Genomic DNA, 18,551 nt, shown 5'->3' on the forward strand with positions numbered 1-18,551 from the left:
GCTGTTCATTATCTATTTTTACTATTACTTACTGGCCGCGACCACTTCAGCAGCTACGCGCTCAGTAGCGTCCGGGATAGCCACGGACCTTGCCTGTTCAGCCATAGTCAGTAAGGTTGCTCGATCCCACTGTTCCAATAAGCTGCTGACCGCCTCGGCGCTAAATTGCGGCTGCTCGATAATCTTGGCCGCACCGGCCTTTTCCAGAGGCAGTGCATTCCAATATTGCTGCCGGTCTTTATGCTGAAACGGCACAAAAATCGCCGGTAAACCTGCGGCGGCAATTTCACTGACCGTCAGCGCACCTGAACGGCACACCACCACATCGGCCCAACTATAAGCGGCTGCCATATCGTCGATAAACTCAGTAATTTTATGCTTATCATCGCCCTGCCCGACTTGCTGGTATGCCTGTAATACCTCTGGCAATGCGCCTTTACCTACCTGATGCCACAGCGTGACTTTCTCACCCAACTGTGCGGCAACCTGCGGCATTGTCTGATTTAGCACCCGCGCGCCTTGGCTACCACCGATAACCAACACACGAACCGGGCCTTCACGGCCGACCAAACGTTGCGCCGGCAATGGCAGCGCAAGAACATCGGTACGAACCGGATTACCCACCACATCAGCATTTGGGAATGCGCCGGGGAAGGCCTGTAACACCTTTTTGGCAATTCTGGCTAGCCAGCGATTAGTCAAACCGGCAATGCCATTTTGCTCATGCAACACCACTGGAATACCGCACAGCCATGCCGCCAAACCACCGGGACCGGAAACATAACCGCCCATGCCTAGCACCACGTCCGGCTGGTAGTCACGCATGATTTTCTTGGCCTGACGCACCGCACGATAAATCCGCACTGGTGCCATCAGTTGCGCCATTAGCCCCTTGCCGCGTAGACCAGAAATCTGGATGAAATCAATCTCAATGCCATTTTGGGGTACCAATGACGCTTCCATTCGGTCTGCGGTGCCGAGCCAACGCACCTGCCAGCCTTGCGCCATCAGATGATGTGCCACGGCCAATCCGGGGAAGACATGCCCCCCGGTGCCACCAGCCATCACCATTAAACGCTTGGTCTTGCCACTCATCGGGCACTCCTTACAAACGCCTGGGCTTTTGCCAGGCGTGTTTCAAAATCAATGCGTAGCAACAGCACAATTGCCGTTGACATAATAATCAAGCTCGAACCACCGTAACTGATCAGTGGTAAGGTCAACCCTTTAGTCGGCAACATTCCGGCAGCAGCCCCAACGTTAACCAGAGCCTGAAAACTGAACCAGACGCCAATTGAGCAAGCCAAAAAGCCAGAAAATCGCTGATCTATCTCCAACGCGCGACGGCCGATGGACATAGCACGAAAAGCGACGAAGAATACCATTAACAGTGCCAGAACCACACCGAAATACCCCAGCTCCTCGCCTAAAATCGAGAAAATAAAGTCGGTATGCGCTTCCGGTAAATACTCCAGTTTCTGCACTGAGTTACCTAAGCCTTGCCCCCAGAATTCACCACGGCCAAAAGCCATCAGCGACTGGGTTAACTGATAACCACTACCGAACGGATCCGCCCATGGATTCCAGAAGGATGTCACACGGCGCATACGGTAGGGTTCAGCAACAATCAGCAGACAAACCGCAAACACACCAGAGCCGATAATCGCCAAAAACTGCCACATTTTCGCGCCAGCTAGAAACAGCATCGCCAGCGTGGTAATAAACAGCACCACCACCGTGCCTAGATCAGGCTGTGCCAGCAGTAACACCGCCAGAATAACCATGACCCCCATCGGTTTACAGAAGCCCCAGAAATTACTGCGAACCTCTTCAACCTTACGCACCAGATAGCTGGCCAGATAACAAAACAGTGACAGCTTGGATAATTCCGCTGGCTGAATACGCAGCGGCCCCAATGAAATCCAGCGTGATGCCCCGTTTACCGAGCTACCCACCACCAACACTACCAGCAACATTACTATCGAAATCAGCAACATAATATTGCTATAGCGCTGCCAAACCTCCATCGGGATACGTAATGTCACTAGCGACAAACCCAATGCCAGTGCCAGATAGAGAGCATCACGTTTGGCAAATAAGAAGGGATCACTAGCCAGACGCTGACCAATCGGCATTGATGCCGATGTCACCATCACAAAACCGATAATCGCCAAACCGAATGTCAGCCACAGCAAGGTTCTGTCGTAAAGCACCATGCTGGTGGTGTCGCTTTCGCGCGATCCCATCACAAAATGTTTTACGGTATTAAACAGCCCCAGCCCCGGCATGCGCATCAGCCCAACTCCTCTGCCAGGCGAGCAAACTCATCACCACGTTGTTCAAAACTGCGGAATTGGTCCAAACTGGCGCAAGCAGGAGACAGCAACACCATATCCCCCGGAGCCAGTCTCTGCGCCAGCAGTACCATGGCCTGTTCCATCGTCTCGGTAAGCTGAGAGACCTCAGGGCGCAGTTCAGCCAGTTGCTCACCATCACGGCCAAAGCAGTAAATTTTGATATGGTCGCCTTGTAGAAAACGCGTCAACCCAGAGAAATCAGCGGATTTACCGTCGCCGCCCAACAATAAATGCAAGGTACCGTCAACCTGCAAGCCATCCAACGCTGCTTCCGTACTGCCAACATTGGTGGCTTTAGAGTCATTAATCCAACGCACGCCATTGTGCTCAAACACCAGTTGGAAGCGGTGTGATAAACCGGTAAAGGTGGTCAATGCTTTCAAACTTGACGAGCGGGGAATCCCCACAGCATCAGCCAGCGCCAGTGCTGCCAACGCATTGGTATAGTTATGGCGACCGGTCAATTTCATTTCGCGGGTATTCAAGACTTTTTCACCCCGAACCCGCAGCCAGATTTCTCCCTGCTGCTTATTCAGATGGTAGTCACCCACATCCACACCAAAGCTAATACAGCGGCTATCAGCGCCACGCACCGGCATGGTAAGCGCGTCATCGGCATTCACCACACAGACTTTAGCGTTTTCATAAACTCGCAGTTTAGCTGCGCGATATTGCTGCAAACCGAACGGATAACGGTCAGTATGATCTTCTGTTACGTTCAAGATGGTGGCCGCACTGGCATGCAAGCTTGAAGTGGTTTCCAACTGGAAGCTCGACAGCTCTAGTACTACCAGTTGGTTTTCTTGTTTCAATAACGTCAGTGCCGGAACACCGATATTGCCACCGACGCCTACCTGCCAGCCCGCCGCTTTAGCCATCTCGCCCACCAGCGTGGTCACCGTGCTTTTACCGTTAGAGCCGGTAATCGCCACTACAGGCGCCTGATTCTCACGGCAGAACAGCTCGATATCGCCGACAATCTCGACACCGGCCTCGGCAGCGTCACTCAAGGCAGGATGTGCCAGCGCGATGCCTGGGCTGGCCACAATCAAATCTGCATCTAATAACCACTGCTGATGAAGGTCACCGACATGGCGCTCAACGCTTTCAGGCAATTTATCCAGGCCTGGTGGATTAATACGGGTATCCATCACACGCGGCGTAACACCACGCGCCATAAAGAAATCAACGCAGGAAAGGCCGGTTAGCCCCAGCCCGATAATGACTACTTTTTTACCCTGATAATCAGCCATAATTACCGCACCTTCAGCGTCGCTAGGCCAATCAGCACCAGCATCAGCGAGATAATCCAGAAACGCACGATAACCCGTGGTTCTGGCCAGCCTTTAAGTTCGTAATGGTGATGAATCGGGGCCATGCGGAAAATACGCTGCCCACGCAACTTAAAGGAACCTACCTGTAGGATCACCGACAGCGTTTCAACCACGAATACCCCGCCCATAATCACCAATAAGAACTCTTGGCGCAGTAACACCGCGATGGTGCCTAACGCACCGCCCAAGGCCAACGAGCCGACATCCCCCATAAAGACCTGTGCCGGATAGGTGTTAAACCATAAGAAGCCCAGCCCAGCCCCCACAATCGCGGTACAGACAATCACCAGTTCACCGGCATGGCGTAGATAAGGAATGTGCAGGTATGCGGCGAAATTCACGTTACCTGTCGCCCAGGCAACCAAGGCAAAACCACCGGCGACGAACACGGTCGGCATAATGGCCAAACCATCTAATCCGTCAGTCAGGTTCACCGCGTTACTGGTACCGACAATCACAAAGTAAGCCAGCAAGATATACATCAAACCCAGTTGCGGCATGACGTCTTTGAAAAATGGCACCACCAGCTCGGTAGCCGCGGTGTCTTTACCGATGCTGTACATGGCGAATGCTGCAGCTAGGGCAATCACTGACTGCCAGAAATACTTCCAGCGGGCGATCAACCCTTTAGTGTTTTTACGCACTACTTTGCGATAATCATCGATAAAGCCGACGATGCCATAACCGATAAGAATGAATAGTACACACCAGACATACGGATTGGAGGGGTAAGCCCACATCAGCACTGAAATGGTGATAGAGAACAGAATCACCAGGCCGCCCATGGTCGGCGTGCCGCGTTTACTGAAGTGTGACTCTGGCCCATCGTTACGTACTACCTGGCCAATCTGCAATTTCTGCAAATAAGCAATCAGGTGCGGCCCCATCCACAAAGAAATAAACAGTGCCGTCAACAGACTGACAATCGCTCGGAACGTCAAATAGGAAAAGACGTTAAAGCCCGAGTAAAATTTTACTAAGTATTCAGCCAACCAAACTAACATGATGCATTCTCCTGTAACGCACGCACGACATTTTCCATGGCGGCGCTACGTGAACCTTTAATTAAGACGGTGATAACCGGATGTTCGAGCAGCAATTCACTCACACGGGCTGCCAATGTGTTCTTATCCTGAAAATGTTCGCCGTTACCGCTCGCATCACTCAGTGTTTGACTCAATGTGCCAACACTCAGCACTTTATCGACTCCCGCCTGTCTGGCCGCCTCACCCACCTGGCGATGACAATCCACAGCGGTATCACCCAATTCGGCCATATCCCCCACCACCAACACACGGTAGCCGGGCATATCTGCCAACACTTGGGCCGCGGCAGTCATAGAACCGACGTTGGCGTTGTAGGAGTCATCGAGCAGCAATTTACCTGCCGATAATTGAATCGGGAATAAACGGCCCGGTACAGCTTGTAATTGTGCCAGCCCTTGGCGGACGGCAGCTAAATCAGCGCCAACCGACATGGCTAACGCCGTTGCAGCCAAGGCGTTAGCAATATTGTGCCGCCCCGGCAGTGGTAATTCGATGGCTATAGTGCCAAATGGCGAATGCAGGGTAAAATGTGTCGCCTGTGGTGTAATACGCACATCACTGGCATAGAAATCGATATCTTCTGCGCCGCGAGGTGAAAAATACCAAACGCGCTTGTTGTGCAGCATTTCCTGCCAATGCGGCCAGTCATTGCTGTCAGCATTAATAATTGCCGTCCCGTTAGCAGGCAACCCGGCAAAAATTTCACCTTTGGCCTTCGCCACCCCTGCCAGTGAACCAAAACCTTCCAGATGAGCGGCCGCTAAATTATTAACCAAAGCACTTTCAGGGCGGCTTAAATCCGTGGTGTAGGCGATTTCGCCCACATGATTAGCACCCAACTCAATCACGGCAAAATCATGTTCAGGCGTCAAACGCAGTAAAGTCAGTGGCACCCCAATATCGTTATTGAAGTTACCGGCGGTATACAGCACATTGCCGCATTGACGCAAAATGGCGGCAACCATTTCTTTTACCGAGGTTTTACCGGATGAGCCGGTTAAAGCCACCACCCGAGCAGGCACTTGCTCACGCACCCACGCAGCAAATTGCCCCAGTGCCAGACGAGTGTCTTTGACCACTAACTGAGGGGCTCCCACCAGTAAGCGTTTACTTACCAGCAAAGCGCCTGCACCTGCGGCAACAGCATCTTCTGCAAAATCATGCCCATCAAAACGCTCGCCTTTCAGCGCCACGAACAAACACCCCGGTGTGACCTTACGGGTATCAATGGTCACTTCGGTGATGTCGACGTTTTCACTGCCAATATATTCAGCATTAAGCAGCGTAGACAGGAAATGCAGTGAGACCTTAATCATGCCATCACCCCCAATAAACGGGCGACGGTAACTCTGTCTGAATAATCCAAGCGGCGATTACCCACTAATTGGTAATCTTCATGTCCTTTACCCGCCACCAGCACGACATCTTCTTCTTTGGCTTGCATAATGGCACTGGTCACCGCTTCAGCACGGCCATGAATTGCCAATGCATGCCCGGCATCCAGCAAGCCACTGAGAATATCCGCCACGATAGCCTGCGGCTCTTCACTGCGCGGGTTATCGTCGGTGATGACCACCCGATCCGCCAGTTGTTCTGCGATACCGCCCATAAGTGGGCGTTTACCTTTGTCACGATCACCACCGCAACCAAACACACACCACAACTGGCCTTTACAGTGTAAGCGGGCCGCAGCCAGGGCCTTTTCCAAGGCATCCGGGGTGTGGGCATAATCCACGACCACCGTCGGCTTACCGGGCGCGTTAAACACTTCCATACGCCCGCACACCGGTTGCAGGCTTGGTGCTGTTGCTAATAATTGTGCTAACGGATACCCCAGAGAAAGGAGGGTTGACAGTGCCACCAGCAGATTACTGACGTTAAACGCCCCCATCAGACGGCTTTCTAATTGGCCTTCGCCCCAGCTTGAGTCAAAAGTGATGCTGGCACCGTTATCGTGATAATCAACGTTACTCGCCGATAACCATGGGCCATTCCAGCCCGTAGGAACTTTGTCTTCCATGCTGACAGCAACAGCTTGCGGCAACTGCCCTAACCAGCGGCGACCGACTTCGTCATCAGCATTGATAATTTTATGTTCGGATTGATGGGTGGAGAACAGCAACCATTTTGCCGCCTCATAACCCGCCATATTACCGTGATAATCCAGATGATCGCGGCTTAAGTTAGTAAACACTGCTGCTGCAAACGGCAATGCGGCTACGCGGTTCTGAATCAAACCGTGGGAAGAAACTTCCATCGCCGCAAAAGTAGCCCCTTGCTCAACCAAATTGCGCAGTAAATGTTGAATATCAACCGCTGAACCGGTGGTATTTTCCGTCGGAATCACTTGCCCTAACAGACCATTGCCAACTGTACCCATTACCGCGCTGGTTTCCCCCAGTGCCTGACTCCATTGTGCCAGTAGTTGGGTGGTGGTGGTTTTGCCGTTGGTCCCCGTCACACCGACCAAACGTAATGCTGTACCCGGCTGATGGTAGAATTGCCCCGCCAGCTTGGATAAATGTTGATTCAAATTACGCAAATAAATAACAGGAATGCCGTGCATCTCTACCACACTGGCATCCGGCGCTACACCATCGGCTTCAGCGACCACTGCCGCAACACCTTGTGCAATGGCTTGCGGGATATAGCGACGCCCGTCCGTCTGGTGGCCGACAATGGCGACAAACAAATCCCCGGCAGCGGCAACACGGCTGTCTAATGTCATTTCCCGTAGCGCCCGCTCCGGGACGTCTAGCCCCCAAGGAGCGAGTAAGTCGCGCAAGTTACGATCTGCCACCTGAACCCTCTTTTGTATTAATCACTAATTCGCTTTTATCACCGGTGGGTAACGCATCTGGCTCAATGTTCATGGTACGCAGGACGCCGCCCATGATGGCACCGAACACCGGTGCAGAAACCGCACCACCGTAATATTTCCCTGCCTGCGGGTCATTGATGACCACAACCAGAGCAAATCGAGGGTTACTCGCGGGCGCTACGCCGGCGGTGTAAGCGAGGTATCGGTCCATATATTTACCGTCCGGGCCAACTTTCTTGGCGGTACCGGTTTTAATGGCAATACGGTAGCCTTTAATGGCGGCTTTGGTGCCCCCGCCGCCAGGTAATGCCACGCTTTCCATCATATGAACCACGGTACGAACCAACGGTTCTGGGAAAACGCGTTCACCGGCCACTGGCGGGTCAACTTTAGTGATCGACAGCGGGCGATAAATCCCCATGCTGCCGATGGTTGCATAGACTCGCGCTAGTTGTAACGGTGTTACCATTAGCCCGTAGCCGAAAGAGAAGGTGGCCCTCTCTATGTCAGACCACCGTTGTTTTTTAGGATATAAGCCACTGCTTTCTCCGACCAACCCCAAATTGGTCGCTTTCCCAAACCCAAACCGTGAGTAAGTATCTACTAACGCTGAGGATGGCATCGCTAACGCCAGCTTAGAAACGCCGACGTTACTCGACTTCTGCAAGATCCCGGTCACAGATAGTTCTGCATAACGGGCCACGTCTTTAATCTGGTGACCGTTAACAAAGTACGGCAAGGTGTTCAGCACACTGTTTTCTTTCACAACGCCATGCTGCAATGCCGTCATCACTACCATGGGCTTCACTGTGGAGCCGGGTTCAAAAATATCGGTTATCGCCCGGTTACGCATAGCATCTTTCGGCGTTCCGGTCAGGTTATTCGGGTTATAAGACGGGCTATTCGCCATGGCTAATACTTCGCCGGTACTCACATCTACCAGCACCGCAGTGCCTGATTCTGCTTTGTTGAATGCCACCGCATTGTTCAATTCGCGATACACCAGCGCCTGTAAACGCTCATCAACACTCAACACCAGATTATGTGCTGCCTGACTATCGACAGAAGAGATATCCTCAATGACACGGCCATAGCGGTCTTTACGTACCGTACGTTCACCCGGTTGCCCGGTAAGCCAACGGTCAAAGCTTTTCTCAACCCCTTCGATACCTTGGCTATCGATGTTGGTCACACCGATAATGTGTGCCATCACTTGGCCTGCCGGATAGTAACGGCGTGATTCCTGGCGCAAATAGATACCGGGGAGTTTCAGTTTATGGATATAGTCGCCAATCGCGGGATTAACCTGACGCGCCAGATAAACGAAACGTCCCTTCGGGTTAGCATTAATCCGGGCCGCCAATTGATCCAGTGGGATTTCCAGTGCATCCGATAGCGCTTTCCAGCGAGTATCTAACGTAATACCCCCGCGCTCGGTCAGCTCTTTCGGATCTGCCCAAACCGCATTAACCGGCACGCTAACCGCCAACGGGCGACCTGAACGGTCACTGATCATGCCACGGGCTGTCGGCACTTCCTGTACCCGTAACGAGCGCATATCACCCTCACGCACCAGTCTGTCAGGGTTAATCACTTGCAGGTATGCAGTACGTAACATCAAACCGACCAATGCCAATAAAATACAGCCGCACAGCAACGCAAAACGCCAGCTAATAAAGCTGGCTTGTTCTTCCTGGCGCTTTAACTTCCCGGGGCGCGTTGCTTTCATCCGTTACCTTGGCTGCTAGGCGTCATGGTGGCGACTCATTCCTTTATTTATTGGAGAAATTTATTGTTTAACCACAATATTTTCTTGTGATGGATCAACATGTTGCATTTTCAATTTGTCAGTCGCGATACTTTCCACACGACTGTGGTCACCCAACGCATTCTCTTCCAGAATCAGGTTACGCCACTCGATATCGAGCGCGTCCCGCTCCAGCACCAACTGCTCACGCTCTGCGGTCAACAAGCGTGTACGGTGGGCGGTGGTTACCACGAAAACAGCAGATACCAACACCGCGATCAGTAAAATCAACGGGATCTTCGCATTGCGGATTAAATCACCGCCGATGACCCCAACTAAACCGTGGCGTTCGCTGCCTATCACTCTTTAATCCTCTCGGCAAAACGCAATACCGAGCTTCGTGCCCGTGGGTTTTCAGCCACTTCAGCATCTGGAGGCATCATCTTGCCAACCGATTTCAATGTGCGCCCACCCATGCTGCGCAACTGCGCTTCCGTCAATGGCAACCCCGCCGGCACCTGTGGTCCACGGCTGTGATGACGAATAAAGTTTTTAACAATACGATCTTCAAGAGAGTGGAAGCTAATTACTGACAAACGGCCCGCAGGGGCCAGGACTTCAAGTGCTCCATCAAGTGCGCGCTCAATCTCTTCCAACTCACTATTGATATAGATACGAATAGCCTGGAAGCTACGGGTAGCAGGATGTTTGTGCTTTTCGCGAAATGGGCTGGCGTTGGCAATCAAATCCGCCAGCTCTTTGGTACGAGTCATCGGTTGAGTAAGGTTGCGCTCAACAATGGCTTTGGCCAGACGCTTGGCAAAACGCTCTTCACCAAAGGTTTTCAGCACCCACGCGATATCATCAGCGCTGGCTTTCATCAACCATTCAGCAGCTGATAATCCACGGGAGGGGTCCATGCGCATATCCAACGGCCCGTCACGCATGAAAGAGAAACCACGCTCAGGGTCATCCAACTGTGGTGATGAAACCCCGAGATCCAGCAATACACCGTCAATCCGGCCCACTAAGTCCAGCTCTCGCACATAATGTGCTAACTCGGAAAAAGGACCGTGTACGATAGAGAAACGCGGATCTGTAATAGATTTTGCCGCTTCGATAGCTTGTGGGTCACGGTCAATTGCAATCAGACGCCCTTCTGGCCCAAGCTGGGACAGAATCAGACGCGAATGGCCACCACGGCCAAAAGTTCCGTCAATATAGATGCCGTTATCGCGGATGTTCAGGCCATTTACCGCCTCATCCAGCAATACGCTTGTATGCTTGTAGTTGTTATCTACAATTTTGTTGTTATCTACCATGCTTATAGCGATAAGTCCTGTAGCCGCTCAGACAATGGTTCCTGAGTGGACTGTTCTGCGTCGATGTCATCCTTGACTTGTTGATACCAGGTCTGTTCATCCCACAGTTCAAACTTGTTGAACTGCCCAACCAGCATCACTTCTTTATTCAGCCCGGCATGCTGTCGCAGTGTTCCTGCGATCAGTAAGCGCCCAGCACCATCCATCTGACATTCACTGGCGTGCCCTAACAGCAAACGCTGAACCCGACGTTCAGCCGGATTCATGCTCGACAGACGGGATAATTTTTGTTCAATGATTTCCCATTCAGGGAGTGGATAAAGCAACAGGCATGGTTGGTGAAGGTCTATGGTACAGACCATCTGGCCCTGCGATTCCTCATTCAGTAAATCCCGATAACGGGTAGGTACGGCAAGCCGCCCTTTACTGTCGAGGTTAACCATCGTTGCACCACGAAACATGACTGAGTTACCCCTTCATGACCCAATTCGCCACTTTACCCCACAAATCCCCACATTAAAGAGTTTACGGATGGTATGAAAACCTTGTCAAGCCAGAGCCGATGCGCTTTGACAATATTTATGGGCCGTTTTTGAGATATATCTCGTAGAAGGGGCTATTTTAGTGGTTGTAATAGAAATTAACGTCATGATAAACGGGCTATTTTTCCGCCAGTAATTCCAGCTACTTAAATAAATAATTAATTGTCGATTAATTGTCTCATTATTTCCTTCTGCAAGGAATGTCTCATTTTTAGTATGAAAATTGTACGGTCTAAAAATAAACAGCCTGAGCACAAAACCCGCTGCCGCTGGCGTCTCCTAAGGAAAAACAGCGGTAATCGACGGCAAAACCCACAGCAACACAATAATAACCTTGAGAACAACAAGTGTTACTGGCGCGACATTTTACTTCAATTAACCGACGGGGATTAATCTATTTTGAAATAAATTATTGGTGTCTATTTCCGAGTATCACTGAAATATGAATGCCTTCAGACAGATAAATCTTAAATTAGCAAAATTGAATGATTTAGTTTTTGTCTCACTCATTATTTTAAATTTGACTGACCTTTGCCGGCCCCCCTCTGCTGATAACGGAGAAACACAACTATCTGTTTTTAAAGTAAAACAAGATACCTTACCATTTAAAAAACCACCAAAAGCTCAATTCCTCACAGTACAAAGTATAAAAATCAGCCAAATGTTAAAAATAAAAATTTTGAGCTGGTTATATTACAAACAATAGCACTGTAAACTACATTAAAAGCAAAAAAGCAATACAATCACCTGCCATTAAAATGATTAGCAATATATAAACCCTGCCAATAATCTCATCAATTGGCGTTTTGGCAGATTTTTCCCCCAAGTAGGGAGTTAATGACAATGTTTTCAACTGGGTCCCGTCTGCGTAGTGCCGCAGCCGATACTTTTGCACTGGTAGTGTATTGTTTTGTCATCGGCATGATAATTGAAATCGTGATCTCGGGAATGACCTTCCAGCAGTCTCTTTCTTCTCGCCTGGTTTCAATACCGGTCAATATCCTTATTGCCTGGCCTTATGGGGTGTATCGGGATGCTTTTATCCGCTTTGCGCGTCATCATGCCGGCAAGTATTTTTGGGCAAGGAATCTGGCAGACTTACTGGCCTATGTCAGCTTCCAGTCTCCAGTTTATGCCATAATTTTGTGGTCGGTCGGGGCTGATTTAGAGCAAATCACTACAGCGGTTACCAGTAACGCGTTGGTTTCAATGGCGATGGGTGTGGCTTACGGCTATTTCCTGGAATATTGCCGTCGATTGTTCCGCGTGGCGGGCTATATTTGAATACCCGCCATCTTTCATGGTGCAGGTGTGTTGGCTGTGCTCACTATTCGGCCCATCCATGGGCCTCACCTCATTGAGGCCGCTGCTGCCTCCTGCACCATAAAATCTATTGGGTATTAAGCGTCCTAACCGAAATGTTTATTACCCGGTTACTTGCGGCTCAAACTGCCACGGCGGAACAAGTTGCGGCGAATACGGGTTAAACCCGGTTTCGGTTTATGTGGCTCATCCAGACTGGCTAATACCAGCTCCAGTACGCGCTCGGCAACATCGCGATGACGCTGTGCCACCGCCAGTACTGGGCACTCAAGGAAGTCCAGCAGCTCGTTATCACCAAAAGTAGCAATCGCCAGATTACTGGGTAAACGCCCACTTTGCTTTAAGGTAACATCCATAACGCCCTGTAGTAGCTGGAATGAGGTGGTAAACAACGCCTGTGGCATTGGGTGGGTCTTAAGCCACTGCGCAAACAGCACACCGGCAGCTTCGCGCTCGTAGCTATTGGCATACAGGTAATCGACTTTACGTGGATCATCTTTCCACGCCTCACGGAATCCCATCTCACGCAAGAAACTGACTGATAGTTCCGGCAGCGCGCCTAAATACAATACAGATTCCGCCGGGAAGGCACGCAGTTCTTGTGCCAACATCAGTGCATCTTCTTGATCCGCGCCGACGACGCTAATGAAATGCTCCCGATCTAGCGCCCGATCCAATGCAATTATTGGCAATGGATCATTAGCCCAGCGCTGGTAAAAAGGGTGCTCAGGGGGCAATGCGGTAGAAACGATAATGGCATCAACCTGACGCTGTAACAGGTGTTCGATACAACGCATCTCGTTATCTGGTTGATCTTCCGAGCAGGCTATCAACAGTTGATAACCGCGCTGGCGCGCCTGGCGTTCCAGATAATTTGCAATGCGGGTATAGCTGGTATTCTCAAGATCCGGGATCACCAAACCGATGGAGCGGGTTCTGCCCGCGCGCAATCCTGCCGCAACAGCATTTGGGTGATAGTTATGTTCCCTGACAACCGCCATAACTTTGTCTACTGTTTTATCGCTGACTCGGTACTGTTTCGCTTTGCCATTAATGACATAACTGGCCGTTGTACGCGAAACACCCGCAAGACGCGCGATTTCATCCAGTTTCACATTAACCCCTTATAAACCCAATAAAGTGATGAAAGGCATGATGTCTGCCAGAGCTAAATATCCCAGCATTTCTCAATACGCCAATAAACCGCAGTGTTACAGGCTAAAACACACGATTTATAGACATAGTTTAACTACGGATATAGCACAACGTAGATCTAACCGCAGAACTCACTATTGAGCAACCGCTTTAACCGCCCTATAACGCTATCTCGGTTAAAAAATAAGAAAAAAAAAGCCCGACACACCTGCCGAGCCTGATTATTGGAGATTAGTCAGTGTTAATAAGTTTCATTAACGCATAATCTTGTCACCACGTGACACACCGACAATGCCTGAGCGGGCAACTTCAACAATTTCTGCCACTTCCCGCACCGCATTGAGGAATGCATCCAGTTTATCACTGGTGCCCGCCAGTTGGACGGTGTAGAGCGTGGCGGTAACATCCACAATTTGCCCACGGAATATTTCCGCACATCGTTTCACTTCCTCACGCCCGTAACCACTGGCCTGCAACTTTACCAGCATAATCTCACGTTCAACATGCGAGCCAGAAACCAGCTCACTGACGCGCAGTACATCCACCAATTTATGTAGCTGTTTTTCTATCTGCTCCAGAACTTTGGCATCACCTACAGTCTGAATCGTCATGCGGGAAAGTGTAGGATCGTCGGTCGGCGCAACCGTTAAACTCTCAATGTTATAACCACGTTGAGAAAACAGGCCCACCACTCTTGAGAGGGCACCTGATTCGTTTTCCAGTAGAACTGATAAAATCCGGCGGCGCATAATTATGTCCTCTCCGTTTTGCTAAGCCACATTTCGTCCATGCCACCACCACGAATCTGCATCGGGTAAACATGCTCCGTTTCATCAACCGTCACATCTACAAATACCAAACGCTTGGTCTCGGATAATTGTGTCAGGGCATCAGCCAGTTTGCTTTCCAACTCATCCGGCGTGCGGATGGAAACACCAATATGACCATAGGCTTCAGCCAATTTGACGAAGTCAGGCAGCGAATCCATATAAGACTGTGAGTGGCGGCCAGAGTAGATCATATCCTGCCACTGTTTCACCATGCCGAGATAGCGGTTGTTCAGGTTCAGCACGAGCACTGGCAAGTTATATTGCAGTGCAGTAGATAACTCCTGAATATTCATCTGGATGCTACCATCACCGGTAACGCAAACTACCGTTTCGTCTGGTAACGCCAGTTTAACGCCAAGCGCTGCCGGCAGGCCAAAGCCCATCGTCCCAAGGCCTCCTGAGTTAATCCAACGGCGTGGTTTATCAAACGGATAATAAAGTGCGGCGAACATCTGGTGTTGACCGACATCAGAGGTGACATAAGCATCACCGCTGGTGAGGCGATGTAGGGTTTCGATCACTGCCTGCGGCTTGATTTTTCCACTGTCTTTGTTGTAACTCAGACAATTACGGGCACGCCATTGTTCGATGGATTGCCACCAATCACGTAAACTATCGCAATCTTGTGTGCAATCAATCTGAGACAGCAGCTCCAGCATCTGTACCAAGACTTGTTTGGCATCACCAACAATCGGAATATCGGCATTTACGGTTTTCGAAATTGAAGTCGGGTCGATATCAATGTGTACCACAGTGGCATTCGGACAGTATTTCGCCAGATTATTGGTGGTTCGGTCATCAAAGCGCACGCCAACGGCAAAAATCAGATCCGTATTGTGCATCGCCATATTGGCTTCGAATGTCCCGTGCATCCCCAACATACCCACGCTTTGGCGATGAGTGCCCGGGAAGCTCCCCAGCCCCATCAAAGAGCTGGTCACCGGCAAATTCAGTTGCTCAGCAAGAGCTAGCAGCTCTTCGTGGCAGGCAGAATTAATCGCCCCACCGCCGACATACATGATGGGTTTTTTAGCCGTCAGAATAGTTTGCAGCGCGCGTTTAATCTGCCCACGATGGCCTTGTACCGTGGGGTTATAAGAGCGCAAGCTAACCTGATCCGGGTAGGCGTAAGGCATTTTTACCGCAGGGCCAACGATATCTTTTGGCAAATCTATAACGACCGGACCTGGGCGGCCAGTCGATGCCAGATAGAAGGCTTTTTTCAGTACCATTGGAATATCTTCAGTGCGCTTCACCAGAAAACTGTGTTTCACCACTGGTCGGGAGATCCCCACCATGTCACATTCCTGAAAAGCATCGTAACCTATCAATGAGCTAGGTACCTGACCGGAAAGCACCACCATCGGTACAGAATCCATATACGCGGTAGCAATACCGGTAATGGCATTGGTCGCCCCAGGGCCGGAAGTGACTAGCACCACGCCAACCTCACCGGTTGCCCGAGCATAACCATCGGCCATGTGAACCGCGCCTTGTTCATGGCGTACCAGCACGTGATCGATGCCGCCGACCGTATGCAGGGCATCGTAGATATCAAGTACGGCCCCGCCGGGATAACCGAATACATGCTTCACGCCCTGGTCGATTAACGACCGGACAACCATCTCGGCTCCTGACAACATCTCCATGGGTTTTGCCTCCAGGCTTTGTTTGCTCATTGGATAACGGGAAGTCATTTCCACGGGATCCTGTAGGAAAGGCACTACGCCCTGATTCCTATATTTATTATTTTTAACGTAACCAACTTATTAACATAACGTCAGATTTTCTGGCAGGCAAATGGCAATTCGCTGCGCTAAAGACAATTCTGTTGGTCGTGCTCTGTTTTTGCTTACATTCCAAACATAAAACACTGCCTGTTAAGGAGTGACCTTAGTTTAAACACCGCCAAGATGACCAATCATAGAACTTAATTAGGCTGATAATTTTTATGCATCGGAGGAAGAAAAACAGGGGGCGATACCGAGCCAGGTGGCGAAAGTGCTGAACGTTCAGAAAAACAGCGGCTGCCTGTTAACAACAGACAGCAACGTAATAACACTATCGATTAATCACGGTACATCGAATCAATTTCATTCTGATAACGCTGGAGAATGATTTTGCGACGCAATTTCATCGTCGGTGTCAGTTCACCGGTTTCCATGGTGAATGCCTGTGGTAACAACGTAAAGCGCTTAACCTGCTCGAACATCGCCAACTCTTTTTGCATATCTTTCAGTCTTTGTTCAAACAAACCGACAATATGGCTATGGCGTAACAACTCTAACCGGTCATGGTATTTCAGGTTTATCGAACGGGCATACTCTTCAAGTGATTCAAAACAGGGCACAATCAGCGCTGAGACAAATTTGCGCGTATCGGCAATAATCGCGACCTGCTCAATGAAACGATCCTGACCGAGTGTGCCCTCAATCATTTGCGGCGCAATGTATTTGCCGCCGGAGGTTTTCATCAAATCTTTCAGCCGTTCGGTGATAAACAAATTACCCTGAGCATCCAACGCCCCGGCATCCCCCGTTTTGAGCCAACCATCTTCGGTGAACGACTCTGCCGTCTGTTGCGGTTTATTAAAGTAACCACGCATCACAATCGGGCCACGTACCTGAATTTCATTCTCTGCGCCCAAACGCACATCAATCCCCGGTAATGGCTTACCGATAGAGCCGAACCGGAAGTCGTGCTCTTCCCAACAAGAGACGGTGGCACAGGTTTCGGTCATGCCATAGCCGTACTTAATGTTGATACCGATGGACTGGAAAAACAGGATGATATTGTCATCTAACCGAGCACCGGCGGCCGGTAAAAAGCGCACTCTACCCCCCAACACCCCTCGCAATTTCCTCAACACCAGACGATCCGCCAACTGGTACATCTGTTCGGATAGCAATGATAATGTTTCCCCACGTTGCAGGCTTTGGAATTTGCGCTCACCCCGACCTACCGCCCAGCGAAACAATAGCCGGCGATGCCATTTTGCCAGAGCAACTTTGTCATTGATGGCACTGAATACCTTCTCGTAAAAACGAGGGACGGCACACATCACTGTCGGCTTTACTGCCTGCATTGCCGAGCGCACCCAATCAGTGTCGCTGATATAGACATTTTGCGCGCCGGTATGCATTACATAGAAGCTCCACGCCCGCTCAAACACATGGGATAACGGCAGGAAACTAAGAGAGACATCCTCTGCTGTCAGGGTTAAGCGCTGATCGTGCAAATAAAGCTGGGCTGCCATATTACGGTAATCCAGCATCACACCTTTAGGTTCACCCGTGGTACCCGAGGTATAAATCAGTGTGAATAAATCATTTAAGTCGCAACTATCTATACGCGTAGTGAGTAGGTGCTGTTGGACCGCATCAGGTTGTTGCTCAAAATCAGCTAAGTGTTGGGCATATTCACAACCGCGCAAATCGACTGCGGGGTCTAATACAATAATTTGAGCAAGTTGCGGGCACAGCGGCTTTAGTGTTGCAGCAACATCAAATTGTGTCTGTCCACCGACAAATAAAATACGCACATCGGCATCATTGAGCACATAAGCAGCCTGAGTGCTGGTATTGGTGGCATACAGTGGGACGCTGACGCCACGCAACTGTAAAATAGCTAAATCCGCCAACGACCAAGTCATACTGTTGTTGGCAAAAATCCCAATACGCTCCTGAATGGCAACCCCGAGGGATAACAAAGCTGCTGAAATCCGGGTGACATGCGTGTCAACCTGCTGCCAGCTTAGTTGTTTTTCACCCTCGGGTGACCATTCACGCAAAGCTATCTGGTCAGCACGGTGGCTGATTTGTTGGCGCAGACGGCGCACAAGGTGGTATTGCTCTAATGTGTGGGTCATAACATCGCCGCTCGCTATATACTTGCTGTCTTCCAAGTTGCTACTGTGTGATGGCGGGTGCTCATCCAAATCACATGACGGAGTCCGTTCATTGGGAGCCTTTCATTTACCGCCTTGCTACACCTTGAAATCTATTGGGTATTGATTATTCATTAAAGTGTACTGTAACTTACCACTAATTGGCATTCAGCTTACATGTGTTCACT

16 protein-coding genes are annotated in these 18,551 nt (G+C 50.3%); 2 read left to right on the forward strand and 14 right to left on the reverse strand.

The window, feature by feature from the left end:
• Window positions 1-24 precede the first annotated feature (24 nt).
• From murG to mraZ, 10 genes are read right to left on the reverse strand one after another with little or no spacing between them, the layout of a single operon-like run.
• Window positions 25-1,095, reverse strand: coding sequence for an undecaprenyldiphospho-muramoylpentapeptide beta-N-acetylglucosaminyltransferase (gene murG, locus V2A84_RS15380; RefSeq protein WP_083160523.1), 1,071 nt, complete (start codon window positions 1,093-1,095; stop codon window positions 25-27).
• Window positions 1,092-2,294 (reverse strand): cell division protein FtsW, encoded by a 1,203-nt coding sequence (gene ftsW / locus V2A84_RS15385; RefSeq protein WP_083160525.1) that lies wholly within the window; start codon window positions 2,292-2,294, stop codon window positions 1,092-1,094. The genes murG and ftsW overlap by 4 nt, the downstream gene beginning before the upstream one ends.
• Entirely contained in the window at window positions 2,294-3,610 is a 1,317-nt protein-coding gene (murD, locus tag V2A84_RS15390; protein ID WP_083160527.1) for a UDP-N-acetylmuramoyl-L-alanine--D-glutamate ligase, read from the reverse strand. Before murD ends, ftsW begins: the two co-directional genes overlap by 1 nt.
• Before the next feature lie 2 nt (window positions 3,611-3,612).
• Entirely contained in the window at window positions 3,613-4,695 is a 1,083-nt protein-coding gene (gene mraY, locus V2A84_RS15395) for a phospho-N-acetylmuramoyl-pentapeptide-transferase (protein WP_442848943.1), read from the reverse strand.
• Window positions 4,689-6,053: a UDP-N-acetylmuramoyl-tripeptide--D-alanyl-D-alanine ligase gene (gene murF, locus V2A84_RS15400; protein WP_083160531.1), complete on the reverse strand. Its 1,365-nt coding sequence runs from the start codon at window positions 6,051-6,053 to the stop codon at window positions 4,689-4,691. Before murF ends, mraY begins: the two co-directional genes overlap by 7 nt.
• Window positions 6,050-7,537 (reverse strand): UDP-N-acetylmuramoyl-L-alanyl-D-glutamate--2,6-diaminopimelate ligase, encoded by a 1,488-nt coding sequence (murE, locus tag V2A84_RS15405; protein ID WP_193784726.1) that lies wholly within the window; start codon window positions 7,535-7,537, stop codon window positions 6,050-6,052. The genes murF and murE overlap by 4 nt, the downstream gene beginning before the upstream one ends.
• Window positions 7,524-9,287, reverse strand: coding sequence for a peptidoglycan glycosyltransferase FtsI (locus tag V2A84_RS15410; protein WP_083160533.1), 1,764 nt, complete (start codon window positions 9,285-9,287; stop codon window positions 7,524-7,526). Before V2A84_RS15410 ends, murE begins: the two co-directional genes overlap by 14 nt.
• A gap of 60 nt (window positions 9,288-9,347) precedes the next feature.
• Complete coding sequence (ftsL, locus tag V2A84_RS15415; RefSeq protein ID WP_083160535.1) at window positions 9,348-9,668, reverse strand: cell division protein FtsL; 321 nt, start codon at window positions 9,666-9,668, stop codon at window positions 9,348-9,350.
• Entirely contained in the window at window positions 9,665-10,627 is a 963-nt protein-coding gene (gene rsmH, locus V2A84_RS15420; RefSeq protein ID WP_083160537.1) for a 16S rRNA (cytosine(1402)-N(4))-methyltransferase RsmH, read from the reverse strand. The genes ftsL and rsmH overlap by 4 nt, the downstream gene beginning before the upstream one ends.
• A gap of 2 nt (window positions 10,628-10,629) precedes the next feature.
• Entirely contained in the window at window positions 10,630-11,088 is a 459-nt protein-coding gene (mraZ, locus tag V2A84_RS15425) for a division/cell wall cluster transcriptional repressor MraZ (protein ID WP_004875568.1), read from the reverse strand.
• A 523-nt stretch (window positions 11,089-11,611) separates the two neighbouring features.
• Between mraZ and V2A84_RS15430 the strand changes: the two genes are divergently transcribed.
• On the forward strand, window positions 11,612-11,875 hold the full coding sequence (locus V2A84_RS15430) for a hypothetical protein (RefSeq protein WP_083160539.1): 264 nt from the start codon (window positions 11,612-11,614) through the stop codon (window positions 11,873-11,875).
• A 137-nt stretch (window positions 11,876-12,012) separates the two neighbouring features.
• On the forward strand, window positions 12,013-12,453 hold the full coding sequence (locus V2A84_RS15435; protein ID WP_193784727.1) for an L-alanine exporter AlaE: 441 nt from the start codon (window positions 12,013-12,015) through the stop codon (window positions 12,451-12,453).
• 149 nt (window positions 12,454-12,602) lie between these two features.
• Here V2A84_RS15435 and cra read toward each other — a convergent pair whose 3' ends face one another.
• The 4 genes from cra to V2A84_RS15455 form a co-directional block, all read right to left on the reverse strand.
• Window positions 12,603-13,607 (reverse strand): catabolite repressor/activator, encoded by a 1,005-nt coding sequence (gene cra / locus V2A84_RS15440; RefSeq protein WP_005181395.1) that lies wholly within the window; start codon window positions 13,605-13,607, stop codon window positions 12,603-12,605.
• Between the two features lie 294 nt (window positions 13,608-13,901).
• On the reverse strand, window positions 13,902-14,396 hold the full coding sequence (gene ilvN, locus V2A84_RS15445; RefSeq protein WP_004388986.1) for an acetolactate synthase small subunit: 495 nt from the start codon (window positions 14,394-14,396) through the stop codon (window positions 13,902-13,904).
• Window positions 14,397-14,398: 2 nt separating this feature from the next.
• Window positions 14,399-16,126: an acetolactate synthase 3 large subunit gene (gene ilvI, locus V2A84_RS15450; protein WP_083163874.1), complete on the reverse strand. Its 1,728-nt coding sequence runs from the start codon at window positions 16,124-16,126 to the stop codon at window positions 14,399-14,401.
• 419 nt (window positions 16,127-16,545) lie between these two features.
• Window positions 16,546-18,345, reverse strand: a complete 1,800-nt coding sequence (locus V2A84_RS15455; RefSeq protein WP_083160543.1) for an AMP-dependent synthetase/ligase — start codon at window positions 18,343-18,345, stop codon at window positions 16,546-16,548.
• Window positions 18,346-18,551 lie beyond the last annotated feature (206 nt).

The sequence above is a fragment of the Yersinia sp. 2553 StPb PI genome (genome assembly GCF_052217105.1).
GTDB classification, from domain to species: Bacteria; Pseudomonadota; Gammaproteobacteria; order Enterobacterales; family Enterobacteriaceae; genus Yersinia; species Yersinia enterocolitica_E.

What these genes read in the sequence shown, in the direction of transcription:
- murG (WP_083160523.1), bottom strand. Translation starts at nt 1,095, where the DNA reads ATGAGTGGCAAGACCAAGCGTTTAATGGTGATGGCTGGTGGCACCGGG.
- ftsW (WP_083160525.1), bottom strand. Translation starts at nt 2,294, where the DNA reads ATGCGCATGCCGGGGCTGGGGCTGTTTAATACCGTAAAACATTTTGTG.
- murD (WP_083160527.1), bottom strand. Translation starts at nt 3,610, where the DNA reads ATGGCTGATTATCAGGGTAAAAAAGTAGTCATTATCGGGCTGGGGCTA.
- mraY (WP_442848943.1), bottom strand. Translation starts at nt 4,695, where the DNA reads ATGTTAGTTTGGTTGGCTGAATACTTAGTAAAATTTTACTCGGGCTTT.
- murF (WP_083160531.1), bottom strand. Translation starts at nt 6,053, where the DNA reads ATGATTAAGGTCTCACTGCATTTCCTGTCTACGCTGCTTAATGCTGAA.
- V2A84_RS15410 (WP_083160533.1), bottom strand. Translation starts at nt 9,287, where the DNA reads ATGAAAGCAACGCGCCCCGGGAAGTTAAAGCGCCAGGAAGAACAAGCC.
- rsmH (WP_083160537.1), bottom strand. Translation starts at nt 10,627, where the DNA reads ATGGTAGATAACAACAAAATTGTAGATAACAACTACAAGCATACAAGC.
- mraZ (WP_004875568.1), bottom strand. Translation starts at nt 11,088, where the DNA reads ATGTTTCGTGGTGCAACGATGGTTAACCTCGACAGTAAAGGGCGGCTT.
- V2A84_RS15430 (WP_083160539.1), top strand. Translation starts at nt 11,612, where the DNA reads ATGAATGCCTTCAGACAGATAAATCTTAAATTAGCAAAATTGAATGAT.
- V2A84_RS15435 (WP_193784727.1), top strand. Translation starts at nt 12,013, where the DNA reads ATGTTTTCAACTGGGTCCCGTCTGCGTAGTGCCGCAGCCGATACTTTT.
- ilvN (WP_004388986.1), bottom strand. Translation starts at nt 14,396, where the DNA reads ATGCGCCGCCGGATTTTATCAGTTCTACTGGAAAACGAATCAGGTGCC.
- ilvI (WP_083163874.1), bottom strand. Translation starts at nt 16,126, where the DNA reads ATGGAGATGTTGTCAGGAGCCGAGATGGTTGTCCGGTCGTTAATCGAC.
- V2A84_RS15455 (WP_083160543.1), bottom strand. Translation starts at nt 18,345, where the DNA reads ATGACCCACACATTAGAGCAATACCACCTTGTGCGCCGTCTGCGCCAA.